We start from the raw sequence: 26,513 nt of genomic DNA on the forward strand, positions 1-26,513 counted from the left end.
ATTTTTGGTAATGAAACAGCATCACAGAATTTACATCCTTTCCACTGTACTGCTAATTTTGGGAATTACACCAGCTGTGTGCCAGGAGCTGGAGACAATCGTCCCGGAGAAAGAATTTCCGCAAGAGTATATTGAAGTAACCCACAACCGGGCGTACGATTTTGTGAAGGAGATGGATTTGAGCAGTGAGAAAATTGATCGCGTGACTGAGATTGTAGCCCAGCAATATCGCGATCTGAGCGCCATCCAGGATACGCGGGACGCCAAGATTGAGATGATCGAAGAGCAGTTCGACGAGGATGACACTATCGAGCAGATGACCCGCGAAATAAAAATTAAAGCCCAACTGCGGGAGGATGCCCTGCACCGACAGTTTATTGCAAAGCTGACTGCCGAAATATCCGCTGAGCAGGTGAACGAGGTCAAGAATGGAATGACCTACGGCGTTGTACCTATCACATTTAAGGGCTATCTAAAACTGTTGCCTGGACTAACGGAGGAACAGCAAACCCAAATTAAGGCGTGGCTTATCGAAGCTCGTGAATATGCAATGGATGCCGGCTCATCCCGACAAAAGCATCACATTTTTAACGATTACAAAGGTAAGATTAATAATTATGTCTCTTCACTGGGCTATGACTTGGAAGAAGCGGAAAAAAGACTGCAGGAACGCCAACAGAAATCCGAATAGATTGGAACGCGGATAACACGGATTTTGCAGATCTGCGCAGATAAATATACGATACCTGTGATTTCTCCTCTAAATCAGCTTCATCCGCGTTCTGCTTCACCTGAAAATTGATAATTGCCATGAAAAAGAGTAATACTCCTTCGAACATCATTGACCGTCGTGATTTCTTGGAAAAGACAATGGCAGCCGCAGCTGGTGCATTTTTAGGCCTCCCGGGTTTATCACAAGCTTCAAAAAACACCGATTATCGCTATAAAATTAGTGTTTGTGACTGGATGATTTTACAGCGCCAGGATCTGGATGCCTTTCCGCTGGCGGATAAAATTGGCGTTGACGGCGTGGAGGTGGATATGGGTGGACTTGGCGATCGCAAGACATTTGCCAGTGAATTAGATGACCCGGCCACGCGAAAGAAATTTCTGGAAAGCGCATCAAAGCATGATCTTGAGATCTCATCTATTGCGATGTCAGGCTTTTACGCGCAGTCTTTTGCCGAGCGTCCTACATATCAACGGATGCTGCAGGATTGTATCGATACGATGACTGCCATGAATGTGGAAGTGGCGTTTCTGCCCCTCGGCGTTCAGGGCGATTTGGTCAAACACCCTGAGTTGCGACCTACAATAGTGAAAAGACTAAAAAAGATTGCACCGCGAGCAGAGGAAGCCGGTGTGGTTATCGGCCTTGAGACGGCACTCGATGCCGCAGGAGAAGTGGAGCTGTTGGAAGACATCGGCTCACCAACAATTCAGAGCTATTTCAACTTTGCCAACGCCCTCCAAAACGGTCGGGATCTGCACAAAGAGCTGCGAACGCTTGGCAAAGACCGGATCTGCCAGATCCACTGCACTGATGAAGATGGTGTGCTGCTCGAAAATAACTCACGCATCGATATGCCCAAAGTAAAACAGACACTTGACGATATGGGCTGGAGCGGGTGGTTGGTACTGGAACGCTCGCGCAACGCCGACAATCCCCACGATATCGTTGGAAATTTTGGAGTAAATGCCGAGTACATGAAGTCGATCTTCCAACCGGGATAAATTAATACACTTTTCAATTTTATAAGAGAGCACTCTACTGAATGGCAAAACCCGGTGGAGTATCCCACCCGGTCGCTGGCTTCTTGATCGGGTGGATTTTTTATAGTCTTCTTAAATATATTCTCATATAAAAATAACTTTTATATATAAATTAAATGTGTTTTATTGAATACTCCGGCTGGTATTGTCGGCTGGCAAATGTAAGGGATAAAAGTTTTATAGCGATTAAGGGGCAAAAGATGGTTCAATTGGGAAAAAATGCGATAGTCTTTATTGCTATTTATTTTTTTGGTTTGAATTGTGCGATTGCTCAGCAGCAGGATACGGCACATTTCGTAGGTGATGCCACCGCAAATCTTGATTATCACCATGGCCAGCTTCCCCCTGTGCTGGGAGTGCATAATATCCAGGTGCTTCGCGCGAACCGTGAAAACCCAGAGATGGCTGAGGGCACTGGGTGGACCTACAACCACGCCCCAAACATGGCATATTGGAACGGGAAATATTATGTGCAATACTTGAGCGATCCCGTCAGCGAGCACGAGCCGCCGGGGCAGACGCTAATGGCGACTTCAAAAGACGGTTACAACTGGTCGACGCCGGAAGTGATCTTCCCTCCCTACAAAGTGCCGGATGGTACCAGGAAAAACGGGGGCGTTGCCAAGGATGTTCGATCGGTGATGCACCAGCGAATGGGTTTTTACAAGGCAGACAACGGAACGATGCTGACTTTAGCATATCACGGGTTGGTTATTACCGATGAGGGCGATCCCAATGATGGAAAAGGAATCGGGCGGGTTGTGCGTGAAATTAAAAAAGATGGCAGTTATGGCTCAATCTATTTCATCAATTACAACAACGGCTGGGACAACGACAACACCTACTATCCCTATTACACTGAAAGTGACAATCAGAAATTTGTGGAAGCCTGCAATGAGTTGCGCAATACTCCTTTGATGACCCAGCAGTGGGTGGAAGAGGCCGACCGAGATGACCCGTTGATTCCTCTTCAAGAACAGTTTAAAGCCTTGAGTTACTATCACCTGCCAGACGACCGGGTCGTAGGATTCTGGAAGCATGCCGTTACCTCTATTAGTGAGGATGAAGGCAGAAGCTGGGAGTATCACCCCGGCCGGGCACCCGGATTCCGCACCGCCAATGCCAAACAGTGGGCCCAGCGCACTTCGGATGGCCGGTACACGCTTGTCTATAATCCTGCTGAAGAATACCGATGGCCGCTGGCGCTGTCGGTCAGTAATGACGGGCTGGAATTTCGAAAAGTGCTATTGGTGAATGGAGAGATTCCTCCAAGAAGATATATCGGTGATTACAAATCATACGGTCCGCAGTATGTCAGGGGAATTTTGCCCGGCAATGGAAACCCTCCCGGCGATAATATGTGGCTGAGCTACAGCATGAACAAGGAGGATATCTGGGTGGGATCGGTACCCGTCCCTATTACAGATGGAGCTTCAATGCATGTAAGCCAGGGTTTTGAGGCAGTTTCAGACATCAAGGATTTGCAGAAATGGAATATCTATAGTCCACTTTGGGCGCCGGTGAAGATTGAGGAAGCCCCAACGGGAGGAAAGGGTCTGACCCTGTCCGATCGCGACCGTTATGATTACAGCAGGGTAGATCGCCTTTTTCCTCAATCAGTAAAAGCTGCCACAGAATTTACGGTTGTTCCAGGTCAGGCTGATCACGGGCAGTTGGACATTGAACTGCAGGATGCCAAGGGCACCGGTGCAATACGGATCATGTTCGCCGAGGATGGCAACCTGAAGTTGAAACTGGGTCCGAAAAACGGCAATATTCTTAAGTATGAAGCTGGCAAGGAGTACCGGTTCAGGATTGAGTACGATGCCACTAACTGGGAGTACGCGGTGTACCTGAATGGAGAGCAAATTACATTTCGCCGTTTTTATGCTGCTGTTGATAATTTAAGCCGGGTGGTGTTTCGTACCGGAGAGCGGCGGTATTTCCCTACAATTGATACGATGGAGGACAAGGGAAAAGATCTTGAACAAGCAGGTGTGCCGGTCCGGGAAGCAACATTTCATATACCATCATTTAAAACAGAGACTTTCGAAGGATTTTAACATCCACATATCGTTGCCAAAAACGTAATGAAAAATGAAAACCCTGAAATATTTTAGTCTTTTATTGTTTCTAGTGCCGTTATTTGTTTCATGCGGTTCTGAAAATGAGGCGGTATCGCTTAAAGATGCCTTTGAGCAGGTAGAAAACCAGTATCAAGTCACTGTGACCTATCCTGATTCCCTGGTTAACGGTCTTCAGGCTTTCGCTGGAGACTGGCAAAACCAATCTTCATTGGAACAAAGTCTGGTAGCCCTCCTGGTCCCGCATCACCTGATGTTTGAGGAAACAGAAAACGGTAGTTACAGAATCACATCTTTTGACACAGGCAGGCGAACCGCCGTTGAAGGCCGTGCACAGTTGAATTACCTATCTCATTTTTACCAGGACAAACAAAGCTGGGAGGAGCGGAAAAAGGAACTGAGAGAATGCATGTATCAAACCCTTGAACTTTCTCCCCTTCCACCAAAGCCCGACTCTGAACCTATTATCACCAATAAACGGACGATGAACGGCTATACCGTTGAAAATGTGGCGATCGAAACGTTGCCCGGCCTCTTTGTCACCGGTTCGCTGTACAGTCCTACCACGCTGGAAGGCAAGGTACCCGTGGTGTTGAGTCCCAATGGACATTTCGAGGATGGCCGTTATCGACCGGATCAGCAGTTCCGCATGGCTACCCTGGCGCGGATGGGTGCGATGGTCTTTAGCTATGATCTTTTTGGATGGGGTGAATCAGAATTACAAGTTGGTACCGAAGCCCATCGTACCCCGATAGCGATGACCGTACAGGTGCTCAATGGAATACGAATACTGGATTTTTTGACCGGTTTGGAGCACGCCGATCCGGATCGGATTGGAATTACGGGCGGTTCCGGTGGTGGCAGCCAGACAATGCTGCTCACAGCACTTGACGAGCGTATTAATGTCAGCGTTCCCGTGGTGATGCTTTCTTCCTACTTCAACGGGGGGTGCCCTTGTGAAAGTGGTCGACCGGTGCACCTATGTGCCGGCGGTACGAATAATGTGGAAGTTGCAGCGATGGCAGCTCCCCGGCCCCAACTCGTTATTTCGGACGGCGGCGACTGGACGGCTGATGTTCCGGAAATCGCCTTTCCATACCTGCAAAAGATTTATGACTACTATGGGGAAAGGTCGATGGTGGAGAATGTGCATCTTCCAACAGAAGGACACGATTATGGTTTTTCCAAACGAAAGGCGATGTACCCATTCCTGGCCCGCCACCTTGGACTCAATCTCGATACCGTAAAAGATGCTGAAGGCAATATTGATGAGTCAGATGTGATCATTGAAGAGGAATCCGCCCTTTATGTGTTCGGTGAAAACGGAGTCCAGCTACCCGACCAGGCTATTCGTGATTTTCAATCTCTGAAGAACGTATTTCAATAATACTCCAACTGATGTCTATTCTATACTGAAACAAACTTAATACGTGATGCCATGATAAACCGAATTGAATCAATTGTTGCCGTAATAATTTGTTTATTGTTATCCAACGGGGCTGCCACCGCCCAGCAGCGTGCATTGGTGAATACCTCCGAAAGTCCCCACGCAAAAATAACCAGTCTTGACATGGACGATGTGCAGTGGACGGATGGTTTTTGGGCTGATCGTTTCCGGGTTGCACGAGAAACGATGGTGCCGCATATGGGACAATTGTACCAAGACCCGGAAATCAGTCACGCGTTCAGGAATTTTGAGATTGCTGCCGGACTGAAGGAGGGGGAGCACGAGGGGCCGACGTTCCACGATGGCGACTTCTACAAGTGGTTCGAAGGATTGGCGTCGGTGTATGCGGTTACCAAAGAGGATTCCCTGGATCGGGCAATGGACCACATTATTGAGGTGATCGCCAAAGCCCAGCGACCTGATGGCTACATTTTTACTGCACTGACCATTGCCCGCGAAAATGGAGACAAGGATGCCCAGCCACTGGATCGTGATTTCGAGACATACAACATCGGGCATCTGATGACTGCGGCGGCCGTTCACTACCGGGCTACCGGCAAACGCTCATTGCTGGATGTGGCAATTGGAGCCACTGATTACCTCTACGAGGTATATAAAAATGAGCCTTTAAAACTGGTCAGCAATGCGATCTGTCCTTCTCACTATATGGGCGTGGCCGAAATGTATCGCACGACCGGCGATCCCAAGTATCTTGAACTGGCCAAGGGATTTATCGAGCTGCGTAATGAAGTAGAGAAGGGGACTTTCCACAACCAGGATCACAAGCCGTTCAGGGAGCAGACGAAGGCGGTTGGACATGCTGTGCGGGCCAATTATTTGTACGCCGGGGTAGCCGATCTGTACATGGAAACGGGTGATCCCACGCTGCTGGAACCGCTACAGAAGATTTGGGAGGATGTCGTAAAAACCAAGATGTATATCACCGGTGCTACAGGTGCACTTTATGATGGCGTCACCCCAGATGGTACGACCTATAATCCGTCAGAAATTCAACAGGTACACCAGGCGTACGGAAACGCGTACGAATTGCCCAACATAACGGCCCACAACGAAACCTGTGCCAATATCGGGAACGTTCTCTGGAACTGGCGTATGCTACTTGCCACCGGGGAAGCCAAGTATGCTGATATCATGGAATTGGCCCTCCACAACAGCGTGCTCTCGGGCGTGAGCCTGGACGGACTGCGTTATTGCTACACCAATCCGCTTCGGGTGGATCGTGACCTGCCGTTCAACCTGCGCTGGTCGAAAGATCGAGAGGAGTATATCAGCCTCTCCAATTGCTGCCCGCCCAACCTGATTCGGATCGTAACCGAGGTTCACAATTTTGCCTACGGCGTATCGGATGAGGGGCTTTATGTGAATATTTATGGCGGCAACAGGATGTCAACCACCCTGCAGGATGGCAGCAAACTTAGTGTGACACAGCAGACTGACTATCCATGGGAGGGCACCATCAGTTTGAAGATGGAAGAAGTACCTGACAATGAATTTTCATTTTTCCTGCGCATTCCCGGCTGGGCTGATAAAGCCGACATCAAGGTCAATGGCCAGTCAATTGATACAAAAGCTAATCCGGGAACCTATGCCGAGATAAATCGCCAATGGTCGCCCGGCGATCAGATTACGTTGCAGCTTCCGATGGAGGTAAAGCTGCTTGAATCGAATCCATTAGTGGAAGCGAACCGCAACCAGGTGGCCGTAAAGCGGGGCCCGATAGTCTACAGTATGGAATCGGTTGATGCCCCGGATGATGAATCCATTTTTAACATTGCCATTCCTTCGGATATCGAATTCAACCAGGTACGCAGTAAAATAGGATCCAGTCGGGTCGTGGCCCTGGAGGGACAGGCCCGGTCAATCCCCGAACAGGAATGGAAGGGACAGCTGTATCGAGAAGTCTCCCAAAAAGAACCCAAACCCGTTGATGTAAAGCTGGTACCCTACTACGCCTGGGGCAACCGAGGTAACCAGACGGATATGACGGTTTGGATGCCGATCATTCGATAGGGCAGTGGTGTTATAACGTATTGCGTACTGCACATTAGACGCTGCTTATAAAACAACGACTAGACCAATACGCAATACGCACTACGAAATACTTTGACTCAGATTTTAGAATTGAGTAACAAATTGTTTTAAAGATGGAACGAGTTACTGCAAGATACTACATAGAAACTCCGCTTGAGATCGAGCAGGCCGCCGAAGTACTGGCCGGGGAGCAATCTTCCGGGACCTTTACCTCTGTACCGGGAGAGACCGAGGAGCTGAAAAAGCGTTTCGCAGCCCGGGTGGAATCCATCGAATCACTTGATACAGTTCAGGAGCCCAGTTTGCCGGGTGTGGTTTCCGATGAAGAAACATACCAGCGGGCCAATGTAGAGGTTTCATGGTCTATTGAGAACTTCGGCTACAATCTGCCGGTGATGATCTCGACGCTGCAGGGCAACCTGTACGAGTTGCGGCAGTTCACTGGTCTGAAGCTGATGGACCTGGAGGTTTCGCCATCATTTGCTGACCATTTTGCGGGACCGAACTTTGGAATTGAAGGAAGTCGACGCGTGGCCAAGGTGCAAGACCGTCCCCTGATAGGTACCATTATGAAACCAAGCGTAGGCATGACACCGACGCAGACCGCCGAACTGGTGGATACGCTGGTGGATACCGGCATCGATTTTATCAAGGATGATGAGCTGATGGGATCGACTGCAAACTCCCCGTTCGAGGATCGCCTGGAGGCTGTGATGAAGGTCATTAACAGGCATGCCGACAGGACCGGAAAGAAAGTGATGTACGCCTTCAATATCAGCGGGGAGATGGATGAGATGCTCCGCCGCTACGACGCTATTGTGAAAGCTGGAGGCACCTGTGCAATGATCAGTCTCAACAGCGTGGGACTGTCCGGGGTGAAGAAAATATGCGACCAGGGAGAGCTGGTGATTCACGGGCACCGAAACGGCTGGGGCATGCTGAACAGGTACCCGCTGCTGGGAATTGAATTTCCCGCTTACCAAAAGCTATGGCGGCTGGCTGGTGTGGATCAGATTCACGTAAATGGTATTGACAACAAATTCTGGGAATCCGACGACTCGGTCGTCAAATCGATAAAATCCTGCCTTACACCCATGCTTGACGGCTATTCTATTTTGCCGGTAGTCTCATCCGGTCAGTGGGGAGGACAGGCCCCCGAAACCTATCGCCGAACTCAAACGACAGACTTGCTTTATATGGCAGGTGGTGGCATTATGGGTCATCCCGGCGGTCCGGCGGAGGGCGTAAAAGCTCTGAAACAGGCCTGGCAAGGTACGGTAGAAGGAAAATCCGTTGACGAGATGGCTGAGATCTATCCCGAATTTGCCAAGTCAGTTGACAAGTTTGGAGGAGCCCGGTCATGACGAAACAAGACAACCGGTTGCTCGCTTTTTACGGGGACGACTTTACCGGCTCCACCGATGCTCTGGAATTTATGAGCAGTGTAGGGGCTAAAACGGTGCTGTTCATGGAGCCGCCGACACGGGAGCTGCTTGCCAAATATGAGCCGTTGGATGCCTTTGGAGTGGCTGGCAGAAGTCGTTCGATGACGCCCGAGGAGATGGAGCAGGAGCTTCGACCGGACCTTGAGGCGATGAAAACATTAAAGGCTTCCCATGTACACTATAAGGTATGCTCTACCTTTGATTCCTCCCCGACCATCGGCAGCATTGGAAAAGTGATAGACATGGCGATGGAATTTTTTGATTCACCGTTTGTGCCGTTGTTGGTCGCCGCACCTGCACTGGGACGATATTGCACGTTTGGCAATCTGTTCGCCCAGATGGGCATCGGGAGTGATGGTGACATTTTCCGGTTGGACCGCCATCCCTCTATGAAGAATCACCCGATTACACCTGCCGACGAAAGCGATCTTCGGTTACATCTCGGGCGGCAAACCAACAAGAAGATTGGACTACTCAATATCCTGGAAGTTGTGAAGGAGGAGAGTAAAGCCCGGGCAAAGTTGGAAGAACAAATTACAGACGGTATTAAAGTGATACTGTTCGATACGCTGCAGGAAGAGCATATGACATCTATTGGTAGGCTGATTGACAGGTATGGAACTCCTGAAGAGCCGCTCTTCTCAGTCGGTTCATCCGGAATAGAAATGGCACTTGGACAGAATTGGATAAACGAAGGTCGACTGCAGCCAAAAGAAAACTGGCAAACTCCGGGCAAAGCTGAGCCTTTGCTTGTGGCCTCAGGAAGTCGTTCTCCGGTAACTTCTGAGCAGATTAGTTGGGCGGTATCGAATGGGTTTAAAGAGATAGCACTGGACACCGAAGCCATAGCAAAGAAGGGCATTACCAAAGCAATTATTTACAAATTTTCTGACTGTGTTACTAAGCAAATAACCCAGGGCAATAGCGTCATCATACACACCAGCTTTTGGGAAGATGATGCCCGTATAGAAGCAACCAAGGTAGTTTTTAAACGGCAGGGACTGAATGATTTTGAGATGCGTACCCGTACGGCCCGCTTGTTCGGTATGGCTTTGGGGAAGATTATCAGAACAGTAGCCGATCAAACCGACCTGCAGCGTATCGTGCTCGCAGGCGGGGATACTTCCAGCCATGCTGCCCGTGCGTTGGATATTGAGGCTCTGGAGATGATAGCACCGATCACCCCGGGCGCCCCACTTTGTAAGGTGGCTGCCCCTGGAAGTCCGATGGATGGGCTTGAAATGAATATCAAAGGCGGGCAGGTGGGTGACAAAACATTTTTTGGAAAAGTATTGGAAGGAAAAGAAGCAATATGATCGGATAAAGCCTTATGACTAGCGCGGGAATTAATTCCCGCGCTAGCTGGTAGGTTGACGCAGAGCGACTGAAATAAGATGGATTAAAGCGTTCAATACTCAAAAATATTAACCACAAATGCTTTTAGTAGGTTGAAAAAGTCTCTCAGTCATGCCGGACCCCGATCCGGGATCTCGCGGAGATCAGTAGCGTGATTCGTTGGTCTCTTTATCAACGTTTGTTCGCCTTGCGAGATCCTGAATCAAGTTCAGGATGACTGAAAGTTGGTAAAGGTTTTCCAGCCACTAAAAGCGAGCATGACGATTTGAAAACCAAAAAGTAAGAACAAAATTATGAGCAACAAGACTTTAGGACTTATTCACACTTCGGCCACACTTGTGCCGATTTTTGATAAACTGTGTAACGAGCATCTGGATTGCGTCGATCGATTCAATATCGTTGATGACAGCCTGATCAGCATCTGTATTGATGAGGGCGAACTCACTCCGCCAACCGCCCGGCGTGTGGTGGAGTATGTGGGCTCTGCTGAAGATGCGGGTGCAGATTACATTTTGGTCACCTGTTCCTCAATTGGGGCGGCCGTGGAGACTGCTGCCACACTTACGGACGTTCCGGTGCTTCGCGTCGACCAGCCGATGGCGGACAAGGCGGTGGGGATGGGAGAAAAGATAGGTGTCATAGCTACGCTTCCCACCACGCTTAATCCGACGAGTGATCTTGTGGAGCGACGAGCTGCCAAAGCGGGAAAAGAGATCGAATTGACCTCCAGGCTGTGTGAGGGAGCTTTTGATGCCCTGATGGGCGGCAATCCCGAAAAACACGACCAGATGGTGGCAAAAGCACTGAAAGAGCTTTCTGATAAAGTCGACGTCATACTGCTGGCACAAGCATCGATGGCACGAGTGGTTGATCAGCTTGATGAATCTGAAAAGAGTGTCCCAATCCTGGCTAGTCCTCCAAACGCCGTAGAATACCTGGCTTCCGTACTTTAATCGACGCTTATGCAATTATTCCGAAAAATATGCCTGGGACTAGGTGGAATCAGTCTGCTTCTTTTGGTCATTGGGCTTATCGGGAGTAGCCCGGGACTGTGGCAAGCATCGGCTGTGGGACTGGCGGTCTTCCTGTCCATTGGGATCGGGGCAATTCCCTCCCTGCAAAACTACCAATACACCGGCTGGATCATCGCTGCAGTGGTGGCGGGCATGATCTACCCTTCCGCGTTCCTGGAGTGGGGCGACTTCGACCTGCGTAACCAGTGGGTGATCCTCATTGTGGTGCAGCTGGTGATGTTTGGGATGGGAACCCAGATGAGTCTCGACGATTTTTCGGGATTGGCTTCATCAGGTCGTGGCGTGCTGATTGGCCTACTGGCTCATTTTTCGGTGATGCCGTTAGTGGGATTTGGCCTGACACAGCTGTTTGGCTTTGAACCAGAAATCGCAGCCGGTGTCATCCTGATCGGCTCCTGTTCCGGTGGGCTTGCCTCCAATGTGATGGTTTACCTGGCCCGCTCAAACCTGGTGTTGTCGGTAACGATGACGGCAATGTCAACCCTGGTAGCTCCACTGATGACACCTCTGCTGATGAAACTGCTTTCCGGCACGTTGATCGAGGTGCTGTTTGTGGATATGATGATGCAGATTATCAAGATCGTGATTATTCCCATCGGTGCAGCGCTCCTTTATGATTACCTGAAAAAGGCATCAGACAAGGGATGGAGAACAGTGAGGATATTGTCTTGGATTAGTGCCGTTTGGCTGCTGGCACTACCCCTGGGATGGTGGAGCCTGTTGGAAACCGTACTTCCCGCCGTGTTGTTGCAATCGGCCGGGATGGTTGGATTTGTTGGAAGTGCGATTCTTGCAGGTGTGGGATATCATTGGCTCACTATCCGATTTCCCAAAACCGATGATTTTATGCCTTATATCTCGATGTTCGGCATCGTCTATTTTACCACGGTGACTACTGCAGCCGGCAGGGAGCACTTGCTGACGATCGGGCTACTCCTGTTCCTGGCAGCGGTAATCCACAATACGGCCGGCTACGTGTTTGGCTATGGGCTGGCACGTCTTACAGGACTCGATAAAAACTCGGCCCGAGCCATCGCTTTTGAAGTGGGCATGCAGAACGGCGGCATGGCGTCGGGGCTGGCTGGAAGCATGGGAAAGCTGGGGACCGTGGGTTTGGCCTCAGCTGTATTTAGTCCTTGGATGAATATCACCGGCTCTATTTTGGCCAACTACTGGAAGAAACGTCCGGTCACAGAAGAAGAGAGCGAACTGGAAACAGAGAGACAAACTCTTGCTTCGGCTCCTTCAAAATGAAAGTAATTAAAATAAATATGAATATTAGTTGCAAAGAGAATGTAAATATGATACTGAAGCGTTTTTGTTTGTTATCCATCTTCCTGTTGATCTCATCATGTGGTTTACTATGGGCACAGAACGCAGACCCAACAGAAATGCCTCCCCCCGTAGAAGAGGTGAAAGATGAGCCGATCAGGTTTGTCGGAGATACTTATTCCGATAAACATTACTACGATGGTCGTCTTCGCTATGCCGTGGGAGTACACAACTACCAGGCGATGCGGGCAAACCGGAGTCAACCGCCTGAGGCCACAGCCGATAAAGTGGGCTGGACCTATAGCCATCAACCGTATTTGGCCTACTGGAACGGCAAGTATCACCTGCAGTACCTCAGTAATGTTTACAGCGAGCACATTCCGCCCGGTCGGACGCTGCTGATGACCTCCGACGACGGTTTCCACTGGTCGCCGCCCGAGGTCGTATTTCCCAAATATTCCCTCCCCCAAATAGATCGCTATTTTGAGACGATCGGCGATGTGGATCTGGCGGACGGCACTTTTGGCGTAATGCATCAGCGGATGGGATTTTATGTAGCTCCAAACGGGCGGCTGCTGACATCAGGATTTTACAGCTTCTCTCCCCCGCCGGAATATACGAGTCCCAACGACGGGCAGGGTATTGGGCGCGTGGTGCGTGAAGTTTATGAGGATGGTACCTATGGACCAATCTATTTTATCCGGTACAACCGTTCGGCGGGCTGGGATGAGAGCAATACCCGATACCCGTTCTATACAGAGAGCGACGACGAAGGATTTATTGCAGCATGCGATTCTCTCTTAGCCAATAAACTAATGACCTTGCAGTGGCAGGAGGAAGACATGTATGATCCCGATTTCTATGAGTTTGATGCGGGCGAAACGTTCAGCTCATTCATGTGGACGCAGCGACCGGATGACAGCTATCTTGGAGTGATGAAGGATGAGATCGCATCTCTCAGCAAAGATGGTGTGCATTGGACCGAACCGGGCAGTATTCCCACATTCAACACCACGAGGGCAAAAATATGGGTGCAGCAAACCGAGGATGACCGTTATGCCCTAGTCTATAACCATTCAGGCACCAGTGCAAACCGCTTCCCGATGGTGGCTCTCACCAGCAATGATGCCTACGAGTTTGACAATCCTCTTCTTCTGAATGGTGAAGTTCCCCCGATGCGCTACATGGGTTTTGAGAAGAATACCGGCAGCCAGTATTTCAGGGGTTTTGCCCCAGGTAATGGGAATCCCCCGGGCGACTACATGTGGAACACTTACAGCATGAACAAGGAGGATATCTGGGTCTCACGAACCCCGGTGCCGATTCGTGGAACAGTTGACGAGCATGTATCCCAGGATTTTGAAAATGTTGACTACGATGTATCAAACCTGGAGTTGTGGAACCTGTATGTCCCCAAGTGGGCGCCGGTTTCAATCGATAATGATCCGGTAAAGCAAGATAACAAGGTGCTGAAACTGGAAGACGAGGAACCCTACGATTATGCAATTGCCCAGCGTACTTTTCCCGAAAGCAAACAGCAGGTGACCGTGGAATTCGACGTGTATGTTGAGAAGGTGGGCAATGCCTACCTGTTGGTGGAAGTGCAGGACAAGCACGGCGCGCGGCCCAATGCCCTGCGTTTTGACGGCGCACGCGTGGGAATGGACCGCGGGGGCGTGGAACCGGCTCCGTTACCGTATCCTTCTGGAAAATGGATGCACGTTCGGATGGACCTGGATCTGGAAAAACAGGGGTATACTCTCTACATCGATGGGGAGAAGATCCATGACCTGCCGTTTGATGAGGAGGTTGAATCGCTGGAACGACTGGTATTTCGAACCGGTCCGTGGAGAGGCGATGTTCGCCAGTTTATAGTGGATGGGGAGCCCGGCGCAAAAGGCATTTATAAAGAAGACCTCCCCGGGGCCGACTCAAAAGTTGATGGCAGCACGTACCTCATTGACAATGTGAAAACATATTAGGATTACTATCCACCGGGTGGCACATGCAACCGCCCGGTGGAGTTGACTCTTTTTCTACCCAGTCGCTGTTCTCGCTACCGGGTGGATGATACCAACTGATAAGAAATCAGAATACGACAAAACAGTTACTTAACCGGTAAAACGAATTTGATTTATGAATACGCTAATGTTCAAGGATAAAAAGGAAACCAAAGTGATGAAGATCTGCCGCGCAATTCTGCTTTTGATGGTAACGACAGTCGTAACCATAACAGCCAATGCACAAAACAAGGAGGTGCCGCAGGAGATAGCACCGATCGATGCCCCGTTTGAAGTAGCCGAGCTCGAGCGGCCTTCATTCCCGGACAGGACTTTTGATATCAGGGATTATGGAGCTCAGCCGATGTCAGATGACAGCACGTTTAAGAATACCGACGCCATCCACCGTGCCATTGAAGCTGCGCATCAAGCGGGGGGTGGACGTGTCCTGATTCCAGAAGGGGAGTGGCTGACCGGTCCCATCCATATGATGAGCAACATTAACTTGCATATTGCAAAAGGAGCAGTACTTGAATTTAGCACTGACAAACAGGATTACCTTCCGGTGGTACGCCAGCGCCATGAGGGCGTTGAGGCGTACAACTATTCACCCATGATTTATGCCTTCAAACTCAAGAACGTTGCCGTGACAGGAAAAGGCACACTTGACGGTCAGGGTGATCACTGGTGGGCCTGGGCGGATGAACATAATCACAGTTATGGGGAGCGCACCGAGGCCACAAAAGTGCCTCTTTCCCGGCGCGAATACGGCAAGGGAGCTGGCCTTGAGGGCATGCGACCCAATTTCATGATTTTCTGGAAGTCGGAGAATATCCTCGTCGAAGGCATTACACTGAAGGATTCGCCCATGTGGAATGTTCACCTGGTGTACAGCAACAAGGCGATTGTTCGGGATGTAACTGTCAACAGTCTGCGGGCTCCCAACGGCGATGGCGTAGTACTGGATTCAGCGAGTGATGTTCTGGTGGAATACAATCACTTTCAAACCGGTGATGATGCCGTTGTGCTCAAGTCCGGTGTGAACGAGGAGGCACTCAAAATTGATATGCCGACACAGAATATCGTGGTCCGGAATTTTGAGGCGCGCAACGTTCGTACCGGCAGTGGCGGGATCGTTTTCGGCAGCGAGACTTCCGGTGGCATCAGGAACGTGTATGTGCACGACGCCTACTTCGAGGGTACCGATCGCGGTATCCGCTTCAAGACCGAACGAGGGCGCGGAAATGTGATTGAGAATATCTACGTGCGGGATATCCGCATGAAGGATATCGACAGCCAGGCGATCAACTTCAACACCTACTACTCAGGGCCCGGCATTACAGGTCCCGCCCCGCTGATCCGCAACATCGATATCCGAAATATCCACATTGACGGCGTTCCAGAACCGATTGTGCTGGTGGGCCTGCCGGAGAAGTGGCTTGAAAATATCCTTCTGCAGGATGTTACAGTCGTCAATGCCAAGGAGGGGGCGCTGGTCACCCGCGTTAAGAATCTGACAATGAGAAATGTGGAAATCAGTTCGGAGAATCGCGCCATGGAAGTCAACGATTCTTATGAACTTACGCTGGATAATGTGACACTAACGGACAATGCAGAGGGTCCACCCATGCTTTTAAAAGGAGAATATACCGGTGCGATCTTTACGGATGATTTCCCCCTCAACCGGATCGAATTTGGCGACCAGGTCTCCAAAGAGATGGTCAGTGAAAAGCCGGAGCAGCAGGTTTGGTAGTTGATTACTGGATTTAGTAGAAGTGACTCCGTGGATCATTAGGGAGATAGATGTTCTTAATCTTCCTTTTGTCCATACAAAGAGTCTGAGGGTGTCCCAAAAGTTCAAACCAAAAAATTGGTGCCATAATAATTAAGGTAATATCAATCTCCCTCAACTTTGCCAAGGCTTCGCTGAGCAAGCTAAATCCCTCTACCGCCGGAGTCGGTCACGGCTCCAAATCCTGTCCCGAACACTTTCGGGAAGGACAGGAGGATTGACCGATCGATTGGAACCATAGGCCTTATTTTTTAGGGATCTGATTGTTGAACGTGACTTTTTGGACAGCCTTAACAAGGATGGGGTATCCTTAACTCATAAAATTACGAACTGAAATTCTTTCTTTATGATTGATGCAACGAAGGCACTTCTTGAAAGAGAAGTCGAAATACTTCGACCACCAAAACTGAAGTTTGGCAATGGTACGGCTCCCCAATGCGTACGAGATTTTGTGGGTCGCGGCTGCCAGCGGGTGTTTGTAGTACTCAGTTTATCGGTGAAGCCTCATGTCGCGTCACTTCTCAATGAGTTGGAGTCCAGGATTGAGGCCATCTGTCTCTATACTGAAATTGACCGTGAACCCACCATCGGGATGCTTGGGGAAACGCTCGATGCAGCCAGGGAATTTGAAGCGGATGCGGTCTTGGGAATTGGAGGGGGAAGCGTGCTCGACGCAGCGAAGCTGGTGGCTGCATTGCTGGATGGCGAGCAGCAAGTAAAAGAAGTGCTCGGAATCGGGAATCTTTCGGGTCGTTTAACATTCATGGTTTGCCTGCCTACAACGGCGGGGACCGGCAGCGAGGTTTCGCCGAATGCAATCCTCCTGGATGAGGAAGAGAATCTGAAAAAGGGCGCCGTCAGTCCTCACCTGGTCTCGGATGCCACTTACGTCGATCCCGAACTGACCAAAACGGTGCCCCCCGACGTCACTGCTGCCACCGGCTTGGATGCACTTACGCACTGTATCGAGGCCTATGCCAACCGTTTTGCACACCCGATGGTTGACCTGTATGCCTTGGAGGGAGTTCGACTTATCGGGGCCAACCTCGAGCGGGCGGTCGATGATGGCAATGACACTGAGGCGCGGACAAAGGTGGCACTTGGAAGCATGTATGGTGGGCTCTGCCTGGGACCGGTCAATACGGCGGCGGTTCACGCCCTCTCGTATCCGCTGGGCAGTGAGTTTCACCTGCCGCACGGTATCTCAAATGCGGTTCTGCTGCCTTTTGTGCTGGAATACAACTTCGAAGCGGCGCCAGAACGCCATGCCGAAATCGCCGAAGCTCTTGGGGTTCAGGGTAGGGAATCGACCCTGGAAAAAGCCGAGGCGGGTGTCGAAAAAATCCGGCAGCTGATGAAGCGTTGTGATGTGCCGCTGAGCATGGAAGCCCTGGGAGTACCAAAGAGCGCGATAAAGCCGATGGCAGAATCAGCGGTCTCAATTGATCGCCTGTTGAAAAACAACGTCCGAGAACTGTCACGTGAGGATGCAGTAAAGATTTACGAGGCTGCTTTTTAATCCAATGAAAACTGAGGTACGGTCACATTTAATTGTCACAAAAAGTGATTGAACAGATCCATAGCGCGGGAATTAATTCCCGCGCAAATGATGGTGAATTTGTAAAAACGAATTTGAAATTAAACTGATAACATGAAGAAAAAACAGAAAATACAAGGCGTTATAGTCCCAATGGTAACCCCGTTTACCGCAGAGGGAAAAGTTGATACCCGGGCTGCGCGGAAAATTGCAAACCATTTGGTAGAAGGTGGCGCTACCCCATTCCTGCAGGGGACGACCGGGGAGGGACTTTCCATCCCGAACGAGGAGCGGCTGAATTTTGCGGAAGCAGTTGTGGATGAATGCAGTGGGAGCTCCCCGGTGATCGCGGCCATCTCGCATCATGCATTTGGAGACTCTGTCATGTTGGCTCGCCGTTTTTTAGAGATGGGTGTAGAAGCCGTTGCCGCCCATCTGCCAACGTTCTACCCAATGTCGGACAAACAGGTTATCAGCTATTACGAAAAACTAGCCGATGCCCTGGACGGACCCCTGATCCTCTACAATATTCCACAAACCGTGGGCCGCTCGATTCCACTGGATGCGGTCGACAAGCTAAGTCGCCATCCGAATATTATAGGAATTAAGGATTCCGAAAATGATATCGACCGGCTTGAGAATGCAATCGATCTGCGGTCGGGAAGAGATGATTTTGTCCACTTGGTAGGCTGTGCGGCCCTGTCGGCACATGGTGTTGCCAAAGGATCTGACGGAATTGTGCCAAGTGCCGGAAATATCGTGCCTGATCTCTACATGGCACTCTACGAAGCCGCCTTGAAAGGCGATATGGAACGGGCCAACAGGCTGCAGGAAGAGACCAACGAAGTCGGCCAGTTATACCAGGAGGGCAGAAACCTTCCGGATTCACTGGCTGCTCTGAAGGTGATTATGAATCACTTCGGTTTTTGTCAGCGGCATGTACTTCCTCCCTTAACGGCGTGCATTGATAAAGAGGTCGAACAAATTGTATCCAGAATTTTATTCAACAAACACCTGCAGGTGTTGACGCAGTAATTCAAAAGAATATTCAAGATAGATATGAGTAACTCAAAACCAATTTTAGGAATAACGATGGGCGATCCCGCAGGCGTGGGACCGGAGATTATCCTGAAAGCCCTGGCCGGGGATAAAGTCCATGCATTATGTCGACCCATTGTATTCGGAGATGCAGGAGTCATACGAAAAGCGCAGGAAGTAGTGGGTGACGAATTAGAAATCCATTCCGTATCGGATGTTTCTGATGCCCGTTTTGAGCGGGGGACAGTCGATGTGTTCGACCTGCAAAACATTTCCACAGACCAGTACAGCTATGGCGAAATTTCCCCGGAAGCGGGTAACGCGGCGTTTGAATCGATTCTAAAAGCGATTGAGCTAGCAAATGAGAATGTGATCGATGGTACGGTAACGGCACCAATCCACAAGGAATCACTGAACAAAGCAGGACATCACTTTGCAGGACACACCGAAATTTACGCCCATTATACCAACACCGATGATGTGGCGATGCTGCTGGTGGAAGACGAAATGAAAGTGGTTCACGTCTCCACTCACGTAGCCCTGCGAAAGGCGTGCGACCTAGTCAAGAAAGACCGGGTGCTGAAAGTGATTCGCCTGGTAAATGATGCCTGTAAAAAATTAGGGATCCAGGAGCCCGAGATCGGGGTAGCGGGACTGAATCCTCATGCCAGCGACGGTGGACTGTTTGGGACCGAAGAGAAAGAGGAGATCATTCCTGCCATGGAAGCAGCCGAAGCTGAGGGGATTAACGTTGCAGGTCCCATGGCTCCGGATACGCTGTTTCCAAAAGCAAAGGGTGGCTTTTTTGATGCCGTAGTCGCGATGTATCACGACCAGGGACATATCCCGTTTAAAATGAAAGGATTTGTTTGGGACAAGGAGTCGCAGTCCTGGGGCAAGATAACCGGTGTGAATATTACCCTGGGACTGCCCATTGTCCGGACCTCGGTAGACCACGGAACGGCATTTGATATTGCCGGAACCGGTCAGGCTGACCACGAAAGCCTGGTAAATGCCGTGGAGTATGCGTCCATGCTGACGGGGAAACGGGGGGAGACATGATTACAGCCATTGCCGATGATCTTACCGGTGCCGCTGAGTTAGCTGGAGTTGGACTGCGGTTTGGGCTGGATGTGGAGTTTTCGATTTCTGTTCCCAAACACCCGCCGTATGCCGACCTGCTCATTATTGCCACCGATACACGAGCCAAGAGCAGGAAAGAGGCTATGACCACTATTTCCGAGATTATACAACAACTGGAAATCAAAAATATTCGGAAGCTTTTCAAGAAAACGGATTCCGTTCTGCGGGGACATGTCGTTGCCGAACTGGAGGCAATTCAGGCTTTCTTCCCCAAACAGAAATTTCTTTTGGTGCCGTGTAATCCTTCCCTGGAAAGAATAATAAAGGACGGCATTTATTACGTAAAGAATCAGCCGATCCATGAAACTTCCTTTGTGCATGAATACCATCATGAGCCACAGAGCTCAAAGGTGATGGAGCTGTTGCACACCGATCGGCAGGATATTTCCGTATTGCGGCCCGACCAGCCATTTACTTCCCGACCGTTTGTCGTTGGTGAGGCGGAGACGACACAGCAGATCGAACAGTGGGCTAAAGATGGGATCTCGGAACAACGCGTGCTGGGGGGAGGTGCTGATTTCTTCGCCGCTTTCCTGGAAGCGTGGGGTTATAAACCGAGGAGCCAGGATCAAAACCATACTTATAATGCGCAAGGAAGTAGATCCCCCAAACTGTTTGTCTGTGGAAGTGCTTCAGAAAACAGTCAGAGACAAATTGAGCAGGCCAAATCCAGCGGTCAGGCAGTTTGCAGTATGCCAGAAGAGCTTCTGAAGAAATCAGCGGATACCAAAAAATATATCGATCAGTGGGGCAGGGAAGTGGCAGAAGCATTTCAACAGAACTCCAGCGTTATTGCAGCGATTGACAAACCCTTGGTGAAGGATCCGGATGTCTCCAATAATTTACGTCGATATCTCGCTGCGTTGGTTAAAAATGTGCTGTCCAGGGTGGACTTGAAAGAGTTGTGCATCGAAGGTGGATCAACGGCTGCTACGATAATTTGGGAACTTAAATTTGGTGGGTTTACCCCGGTGCAGGAGTTGGCGCCCGGTGTCATACGGATGCAGGTAGCCGACCATCCGAACCTGCACGTAACCTTGAAACCGGGCAGTTACGACTGGCCTGAAAATATTTGGAACGCTGAAAAAAGGGATTAATTCATGGATACAAATGCCGCTCTGCATACGATAGATTACGTTATACTGCTTGGCTACCTCGCGGTGATTGTAGGGATCGGGGTATCGTTTTCCAAAAGAGTCAAAACTGAGGAGAACTATTTTACCGGCAGTGGAGGGATCCCTTCATGGGCTGTGGGCTTTTCAATCCTGGCCACGTTGATCAGTAGCGTTACTTTCCTGGCCTATCCCGGTGAAGGCTTCAACGCCAACTGGATTCGTCTTGTACAGGGCCTGATGGTGCCTCTCGTGCTTATCTTTGTGATAGGATTTATCGTCCCGTTATATCGGAAAGTGATCGGGGTGAGCACCTATGAATTCTTTGAAAAGCGGTTTGGGTACGGCGCCCGGCTCTACACCTCGCTGGCTTTTATGTTTGCCATATTTTCGTCGATGGGCACGGTGTTTTTCCTGATCGCCCTGACGCTTTCACAAATGCTGGGTTTTAACACTTATATGGTGATCTGGGTACTCGGACTGGCAGTTATCCTCTACTCCATGACGGGTGGCTTTGAGGCCATTATCTGGCTGGATGTTATACAAGGGATTCTGCTGATTACCGGCGGGATTGTGAGTGTTGCCTTTCTATTGACCTTGCCGGAGATGGGACCGTTCGAAATTATTGGCACCGCGTTTGAGCAGGAAAAGATCAGTTTTGCACCGTATGAATGGGATTTTACCAACCTTACGTTTTGGGTGATGGCCATTAACGGCGTCTTTTACGCGATCCACAAGTACGGAACCGACCAGACAGTTGTGCAGCGGTACCTGGCTTCCGATACTGACAAGGAAGCGATAAAAGCGTCACTGATGGGAATTCTCATGAGCGTGCCGGTGTGGACGCTCTTCATGTTTATCGGGACGGCGCTCTGGTCCTATTATACCGTGAGCCCCAATACGCTGCCGGGTGATATGCGTCCCGATGCTGTGTTCCCTCACTTTATCATGACAGTTCTGCCACCAGGCCTCACCGGCATCCTCATCGCTGGATTGGTGGCTGCCGCCCTTTCGAGCCTGGATTCCGAACTCAACAGCCTTTCGGCGGTGTGCGTGGAGGACTACTACCTGCGTCTCCGTCCCGGAAGCAGCGATCGGGAGCGCCTGTTTGCCGGGAAAATGATCACCTTTATAGCCGGTGTGGGAGCCATAGGCATCGCCAACCTCTATCTGTATGCCGGGGATGACACTGTCCTCAGTATCCTGTTTGAGCTTTATGCCATTTTTTCCGGTGGAATTGTAGGCCTTTTCCTCCTGGGCGTCCTTAAAACCCGGGCCAATCGAAAAGGCGTTTATGTTGGAATCATTACCTGCATCCTGTTTACGGGTTATGCCTTTTTGACTTCCACTCCAATTTCATTTGGTGGAGAGGAACAGCTGCTGCTGGACCTGGGGGAGCTGAACTATTCCCACCACAAGTATATGCTGGGGGTATACAGCCATATCGTGCTTTTTGTGACGGGTTATGGTGCCAGTCTATTATTTGATGCCGAAAAGGATACACGGGACTTGACGGTGTATCACTGGTATAAAGAGCGTAGCAGGAAAAAAAATGAAAAACCACATCCAATAGAGGTTAAGTAGAGAAGGCGACATCTTCGAGGAAATTTTATTAAGGAAGAGAGATAAAAAGCTGTTCAGGGAACGATAAAATGATAAATAATGAAGAGAAACGAGATATCGAAGAACGTTGGATCCAGGGAGTTCAGAGTGGGGATGAAGAAGCTTTTGAAGAGATGTTTAAAGAGTATTACAAAGTCCTTACCCGTTTTTCCTGGCGTTATGTTAATTCAAAGGCTATAGCAGAAGAACTGGTCCAGGAAGTGTTTAGTCGCATTTGGGCGGACCGCAAACATTGGGATCCGAACGGTCCACTTCGTTCTTACCTTTTTACGGCCGTAAAACACCACTCGCTTGATCACCTGAAGCATATAAAAGTACAGCGGAAGTACAGTTCCAAGGTAAAAAAACAGGAATCTGCCACCTATATAAATTATGATGATCCATTAAGGAAAAAACTGGTAAGAGAAGAGATGGCCAGAGCGATTGAAGAACTTCCCCCAAGAGGTAAGCAAGCCTTCAAACTGCATCGCTATGATGGCTTGACTTATAAAGAGATCGCCCAGGTGATGGATGTTTCAGTGAAAACAGTTGAATCACAAATGATGCGAACACTGAAAAAGTTACGTGCCAGCCTTTCCCACCTTTTGCCGATCATTGTGTTGGCCATTACAGGGTAATTCATCTTGTAAAAACTGCTTTTAAAAGAGATGTGATTTCCTTGCCAGCATTCCCATACTTAACGTTGGCTCTGTAAAATCCGATAGATCCCAAATCGTAATCACCGACTGCAAGGCAAAGCGTCATCTCGACCGGAGTTTGCGCAGGGAGAGATCTTCCACCGAGGAGGGCAAAGCCGAGAGAAGAGCCGCTGATCCCAAATAAAGCTCATATAAATCCCTCCCCCGGAGGGGTGCCGCAGCGCAGCAAGGCGGGGTGGGTTCCCAGGGCAGTAATGTTGAGACCCTTTTGCATATTGATTGTCCATTCAAAACCGAGCCTTTCCAGGAAAGATTTCTCCCCCACGCTCGAAATGACGATGAGGTGAAGGGCTCGGTTGTAGATAGCGGGCCTGCCCTCTAATATCATGGTCCTACCCCAAACCGTCATCTCGACTGCAGCCTGTGGAATGAGAGGTCTTTCCAGCTAAGAGCGATCACAGTTGAACGTGCAGCCTGCCGGTCTAAGGCTTGTCGTTGAGACGTTGAGCGTTGAACTGTTGAAGTCCTTACCTTCTAATATCGAGCAATAATTCTACTCTTCTGGCCTTTGATTCATGAACCGCCCGGGGTAAACGGAGCGTAGGAATGCCCCCCCTGAACCCCTCCCTCCAGCGGAAAAACACCACTGCATGGAGGGGAACGCATGTAAACTTGACAAGCTTTTGTCCAACAGAAATGTTTCGGTTTCTTCTTGTTACTGTGAAACCGGAAGTCCAGGCAGGGGAAAACAGTTGTGCTGGTCACATCCCCCCCCAAGCCCCCTTCGAACATCACCCCACGCTTTTTACCAAAGAGTTGCCCAAAGGGGGACTCCACTGCATTTCGTGTTTTCCCAAATTCATAATTCATAATTTTTTATTCATAATTCTGCCCTTTCCGCCCTTCGTAAAGGTGACCGCCCGGAAGGAAACGGAGTGAAGCGTAAAGAAAAAATCTGTGATTTTTTTAGCGGAACGCAGAGCCCTTCAGGTCCCCTTTACATCCGGCGGTGATTTTTTTGATTCATTTTTTTATCACTAAAAAAATGAATACCACAATATGGATAAATATCACCTAATGTGAATTACGAGCTTACCTCTTGATGGTAATCATTTGTGCCCTGGTCACACGCCGGTGCACGAATGTCCCCCCCTTTGATTCGAGGGGGGCGAGACCTTTCCAGGAAAGATTTCTCCCTCACGCTCGAAATGACGATGAGGTGAAGGGCTCGGTTGTAGATAGCGGGCCCTCTAATATCATGACCCTACCCCAAACCGTCATTTCGACTGCAGCCTGCGGAATGAGAGATCTTTCCAGCCAAGGGCGATCATAGCTGAAGGTGCAGCCCACCGTGGAGGTGGACCGCACCAGTAATTTTGTTAATCTAATCTATACAGAGGGTTAAAGTATCTCAGAGTACAAGGAACAAGAACCCTGCAGGGTTAAAGGTCTAGACCCTATAGGGTTAAGGTATCAAACTCTATAGGGTCTAGGTGCCAAACCCTATAGGGATAATCTTCTAAACCCTATGGGGTTTATCCTCTAAGCCCTATAGGGATAAGACCTTCATAACCATAGGTATGAGACCTATATAACTATAGTTATGAGACCTTTATAGTTATAATACAAGACTCTTATAGCTATAACTATGAGACTTTTATAGCTATAGGGATATTTCTCTTATAACTATAGGGGTGTAATTTGGTAGGCCCTCAGTGAGCTAAAAAAGTACTTAAGCCACCTATTCCAGCTAGCCTTAAATAGCACCACTATTCGTCTAAAAAGCCCCAATATTCAGCTCAAAGTAGCTGATTCTCGTAACGATTCCCTGGGTCAGAAAGACTTCTGCAAAAAAATAAAAAAAATTACAGGGTAGCCTTTTTTTCAATCGCTTTTATAGTAGAAGAAATTTGAAAACAGGATAGAAGCGATGGATGATCCTTCAATGTGGAGATTAGTACTGCAATACGCACGTGGTGAGGGTTCCCCGGAAGACCGGGAAAAAGTTGAGCAATGGCTGCGTGAAAATCCAGCAAATGAAAAGCTGGTACAAGATTTAGAGCAGATGTGGGAATTGGCTCCTGAGGAAAATTTTGATGTCAATGAACAGGAGGCGTGGGAGAAATTTCATCACAGGGAAATTGATCGCAAAAGGCAGTTGAGCCATGCCAATGCGCGGAAAGATAGCAACAAACTGCGATCGTTTTTCTTAAAAGCTGCAGCTGTGATTCTTATTGCTACGCTGTCAGGCTTGTTGGTTTGGCAGTATACCAATGAAACCAAGCCGGATACGGTACAGCACGGTGATTTTTATGTAATGCAGGACCTGGTTACCCAAAAAGGGGAGAAAGCCAGGGTCAAATTTTCGGATGGCACATCAGTTATATTGAATGCCGCAAGTTCTCTCCGATTTCCCAAAAAATTTAACGGGCCCAAGAGGGAAGTATACCTGGATGGCGAAGCTTTTTTTACCGTAGCCCACAACAGCGAACGCCCATTTATAGTGCATACACAAGGAGGCGAGGTAAGAGTGTTGGGCACGGAGTTTAATGTTCGGGCGTGGGACGAGGACTCCTCTATGGGAGTAGCAGTTCGCCAGGGTAAAGTGTCTGTTGAAGCAACCCCTTCTAATACCGGTCCACAGCAGAAAGTGATCTTAACCCGTGGGCAATACAGCAGGATTATCAAAGGTGAAGCTCCATCTCCCGCCCAAAATATAGATGTCAACAAGCACCTGCTATGGTTGAATGGTGGGATGCATTTTGATAACGCCCCATTCTCCCAGGTAGTGCGCCATATAGAGCGTCGCTTCGACGTCCAGGTTGTCGTGCACAATAAGAATCTTTTCAACATTTCATTTACAGGGGAAATGCAAAATGCAAACCTGGAGGAGGTGCTAAAACTTATCTCCGCCTCCATGGAAATTGAATACAGGAAGGAGGGAAGAAAGGTCGAATTTCGAACAGCAGTAAATAAGAATACTAATCGAAATACAAGACGGCAGTAACTACTCATTGAAACGCTAATAAGGGAAAATTGAAAAATGAATAAAACTTTAGGGATACGAAATCACATACATAAAACTAAAAAACAAGGGCATTGATGATGGATATGAATAACATTCTAAAACGTATGTCTACGAGGTCGAAATTTATAGTACTACTGAG

At 49.3% G+C, this 26,513-nt stretch carries 19 protein-coding genes; 18 read left to right on the forward strand and 1 reads right to left on the reverse strand.

What is annotated here, in order from left to right; translation table 11 throughout:
• The first annotated feature begins 10 nt into the window (after nucleotides 1-10).
• The 17 genes from NC796_RS12385 (at nucleotide 11) to NC796_RS12465 (ending at nucleotide 23,325) form a co-directional block, all read left to right on the forward strand.
• Complete coding sequence (locus tag NC796_RS12385; protein WP_310684784.1) at nucleotides 11-691, forward strand: DUF3826 domain-containing protein; 681 nt, start codon at nucleotides 11-13, stop codon at nucleotides 689-691.
• A gap of 119 nt (nucleotides 692-810) precedes the next feature.
• Nucleotides 811-1,734, forward strand: a complete 924-nt coding sequence (locus NC796_RS12390; RefSeq protein ID WP_310684786.1) for a sugar phosphate isomerase/epimerase family protein — start codon at nucleotides 811-813, stop codon at nucleotides 1,732-1,734.
• Nucleotides 1,735-1,889: 155 nt separating this feature from the next.
• Nucleotides 1,890-3,836 carry a hypothetical protein gene (locus tag NC796_RS12395; RefSeq protein WP_310684787.1) on the forward strand — a complete coding sequence of 649 codons (1,947 nt, stop codon included), beginning with the start codon at nucleotides 1,890-1,892 and terminating at the stop codon, nucleotides 3,834-3,836.
• A 34-nt stretch (nucleotides 3,837-3,870) separates the two neighbouring features.
• Entirely contained in the window at nucleotides 3,871-5,244 is a 1,374-nt protein-coding gene (locus tag NC796_RS12400) for an acetylxylan esterase (RefSeq protein ID WP_310684789.1), read from the forward strand.
• Between the two features lie 51 nt (nucleotides 5,245-5,295).
• On the forward strand, nucleotides 5,296-7,335 hold the full coding sequence (locus tag NC796_RS12405) for a glycoside hydrolase family 127 protein (protein ID WP_310684791.1): 2,040 nt from the start codon (nucleotides 5,296-5,298) through the stop codon (nucleotides 7,333-7,335).
• 134 nt (nucleotides 7,336-7,469) lie between these two features.
• The gene (locus NC796_RS12410) at nucleotides 7,470-8,720 is read left to right on the forward strand and encodes a ribulose-bisphosphate carboxylase large subunit family protein (RefSeq protein ID WP_310684792.1); all 1,251 of its coding nucleotides are present in this window, start codon (nucleotides 7,470-7,472) and stop codon (nucleotides 8,718-8,720) included.
• A complete protein-coding gene (locus tag NC796_RS12415; protein WP_310684793.1) occupies nucleotides 8,717-10,117 on the forward strand; it encodes a four-carbon acid sugar kinase family protein in 1,401 nt (466 codons plus the stop codon). The genes NC796_RS12410 and NC796_RS12415 overlap by 4 nt, the downstream gene beginning before the upstream one ends.
• Nucleotides 10,118-10,450: 333 nt before the next feature.
• On the forward strand, nucleotides 10,451-11,110 hold the full coding sequence (locus NC796_RS12420; RefSeq protein WP_310684795.1) for an aspartate/glutamate racemase family protein: 660 nt from the start codon (nucleotides 10,451-10,453) through the stop codon (nucleotides 11,108-11,110).
• Nucleotides 11,111-11,119: 9 nt separating this feature from the next.
• Complete coding sequence (locus NC796_RS12425) at nucleotides 11,120-12,445, forward strand: bile acid:sodium symporter family protein (protein ID WP_310684796.1); 1,326 nt, start codon at nucleotides 11,120-11,122, stop codon at nucleotides 12,443-12,445.
• 137 nt (nucleotides 12,446-12,582) lie between these two features.
• Nucleotides 12,583-14,445 carry a hypothetical protein gene (locus NC796_RS12430; RefSeq protein ID WP_310684797.1) on the forward strand — a complete coding sequence of 621 codons (1,863 nt, stop codon included), beginning with the start codon at nucleotides 12,583-12,585 and terminating at the stop codon, nucleotides 14,443-14,445.
• 154 nt (nucleotides 14,446-14,599) lie between these two features.
• Entirely contained in the window at nucleotides 14,600-16,216 is a 1,617-nt protein-coding gene (locus NC796_RS12435) for a glycoside hydrolase family 28 protein (RefSeq protein ID WP_310684799.1), read from the forward strand.
• 385 nt (nucleotides 16,217-16,601) lie between these two features.
• A complete protein-coding gene (locus NC796_RS12440) occupies nucleotides 16,602-17,774 on the forward strand; it encodes an iron-containing alcohol dehydrogenase (protein WP_310684800.1) in 1,173 nt (390 codons plus the stop codon).
• Between the two features lie 132 nt (nucleotides 17,775-17,906).
• Nucleotides 17,907-18,827: a dihydrodipicolinate synthase family protein gene (locus tag NC796_RS12445; RefSeq protein ID WP_310684801.1), complete on the forward strand. Its 921-nt coding sequence runs from the start codon at nucleotides 17,907-17,909 to the stop codon at nucleotides 18,825-18,827.
• Nucleotides 18,828-18,851: 24 nt separating this feature from the next.
• Nucleotides 18,852-19,892 carry a 4-hydroxythreonine-4-phosphate dehydrogenase PdxA gene (gene pdxA, locus NC796_RS12450; protein ID WP_310684803.1) on the forward strand — a complete coding sequence of 347 codons (1,041 nt, stop codon included), beginning with the start codon at nucleotides 18,852-18,854 and terminating at the stop codon, nucleotides 19,890-19,892.
• A complete protein-coding gene (locus NC796_RS12455) occupies nucleotides 19,889-21,070 on the forward strand; it encodes a four-carbon acid sugar kinase family protein (RefSeq protein WP_310684804.1) in 1,182 nt (393 codons plus the stop codon). Before pdxA ends, NC796_RS12455 begins: the two co-directional genes overlap by 4 nt.
• A 3-nt stretch (nucleotides 21,071-21,073) precedes the next feature.
• A complete protein-coding gene (locus tag NC796_RS12460; RefSeq protein WP_310684806.1) occupies nucleotides 21,074-22,669 on the forward strand; it encodes a sodium:solute symporter in 1,596 nt (531 codons plus the stop codon).
• Between the two features lie 68 nt (nucleotides 22,670-22,737).
• The gene (locus NC796_RS12465) at nucleotides 22,738-23,325 is read left to right on the forward strand and encodes an RNA polymerase sigma-70 factor (RefSeq protein ID WP_310684807.1); all 588 of its coding nucleotides are present in this window, start codon (nucleotides 22,738-22,740) and stop codon (nucleotides 23,323-23,325) included.
• Nucleotides 23,326-23,919: 594 nt separating this feature from the next.
• Here NC796_RS12465 and NC796_RS12470 read toward each other — a convergent pair.
• On the reverse strand, nucleotides 23,920-24,216 hold the full coding sequence (locus NC796_RS12470; RefSeq protein WP_310684809.1) for a hypothetical protein: 297 nt from the start codon (nucleotides 24,214-24,216) through the stop codon (nucleotides 23,920-23,922).
• Nucleotides 24,217-25,276: 1,060 nt separating this feature from the next.
• Here NC796_RS12470 and NC796_RS12475 point away from each other — a divergent pair.
• Nucleotides 25,277-26,353, forward strand: coding sequence for a FecR domain-containing protein (locus NC796_RS12475; protein WP_310684810.1), 1,077 nt, complete (start codon nucleotides 25,277-25,279; stop codon nucleotides 26,351-26,353).
• Nucleotides 26,354-26,513 lie beyond the last annotated feature (160 nt).

It is taken from the genome of Aliifodinibius sp. S!AR15-10 (assembly GCF_031569985.1).
Lineage (GTDB): Bacteria > Bacteroidota > Rhodothermia > Balneolales > Balneolaceae > JAMQKA01.

Coding starts and splice junctions, on each gene's coding strand:
- NC796_RS12385 (WP_310684784.1), top strand. CDS start 11: ATGAAACAGCATCACAGAATTTACATCCTTTCCACTGTACTGCTAATT.
- NC796_RS12390 (WP_310684786.1), top strand. CDS start 811: ATGAAAAAGAGTAATACTCCTTCGAACATCATTGACCGTCGTGATTTC.
- NC796_RS12395 (WP_310684787.1), top strand. CDS start 1,890: ATGTGTTTTATTGAATACTCCGGCTGGTATTGTCGGCTGGCAAATGTA.
- NC796_RS12400 (WP_310684789.1), top strand. CDS start 3,871: ATGAAAACCCTGAAATATTTTAGTCTTTTATTGTTTCTAGTGCCGTTA.
- NC796_RS12405 (WP_310684791.1), top strand. CDS start 5,296: ATGATAAACCGAATTGAATCAATTGTTGCCGTAATAATTTGTTTATTG.
- NC796_RS12410 (WP_310684792.1), top strand. CDS start 7,470: ATGGAACGAGTTACTGCAAGATACTACATAGAAACTCCGCTTGAGATC.
- NC796_RS12415 (WP_310684793.1), top strand. CDS start 8,717: ATGACGAAACAAGACAACCGGTTGCTCGCTTTTTACGGGGACGACTTT.
- NC796_RS12420 (WP_310684795.1), top strand. CDS start 10,451: ATGAGCAACAAGACTTTAGGACTTATTCACACTTCGGCCACACTTGTG.
- NC796_RS12425 (WP_310684796.1), top strand. CDS start 11,120: ATGCAATTATTCCGAAAAATATGCCTGGGACTAGGTGGAATCAGTCTG.
- NC796_RS12430 (WP_310684797.1), top strand. CDS start 12,583: ATGCCTCCCCCCGTAGAAGAGGTGAAAGATGAGCCGATCAGGTTTGTC.
- NC796_RS12435 (WP_310684799.1), top strand. CDS start 14,600: ATGAATACGCTAATGTTCAAGGATAAAAAGGAAACCAAAGTGATGAAG.
- NC796_RS12440 (WP_310684800.1), top strand. CDS start 16,602: ATGATTGATGCAACGAAGGCACTTCTTGAAAGAGAAGTCGAAATACTT.
- NC796_RS12445 (WP_310684801.1), top strand. CDS start 17,907: ATGAAGAAAAAACAGAAAATACAAGGCGTTATAGTCCCAATGGTAACC.
- pdxA (WP_310684803.1), top strand. CDS start 18,852: ATGAGTAACTCAAAACCAATTTTAGGAATAACGATGGGCGATCCCGCA.
- NC796_RS12455 (WP_310684804.1), top strand. CDS start 19,889: ATGATTACAGCCATTGCCGATGATCTTACCGGTGCCGCTGAGTTAGCT.
- NC796_RS12460 (WP_310684806.1), top strand. CDS start 21,074: ATGGATACAAATGCCGCTCTGCATACGATAGATTACGTTATACTGCTT.
- NC796_RS12465 (WP_310684807.1), top strand. CDS start 22,738: ATGATAAATAATGAAGAGAAACGAGATATCGAAGAACGTTGGATCCAG.
- NC796_RS12470 (WP_310684809.1), bottom strand. CDS start 24,216: ATGAATTATGAATTTGGGAAAACACGAAATGCAGTGGAGTCCCCCTTT.
- NC796_RS12475 (WP_310684810.1), top strand. CDS start 25,277: ATGGATGATCCTTCAATGTGGAGATTAGTACTGCAATACGCACGTGGT.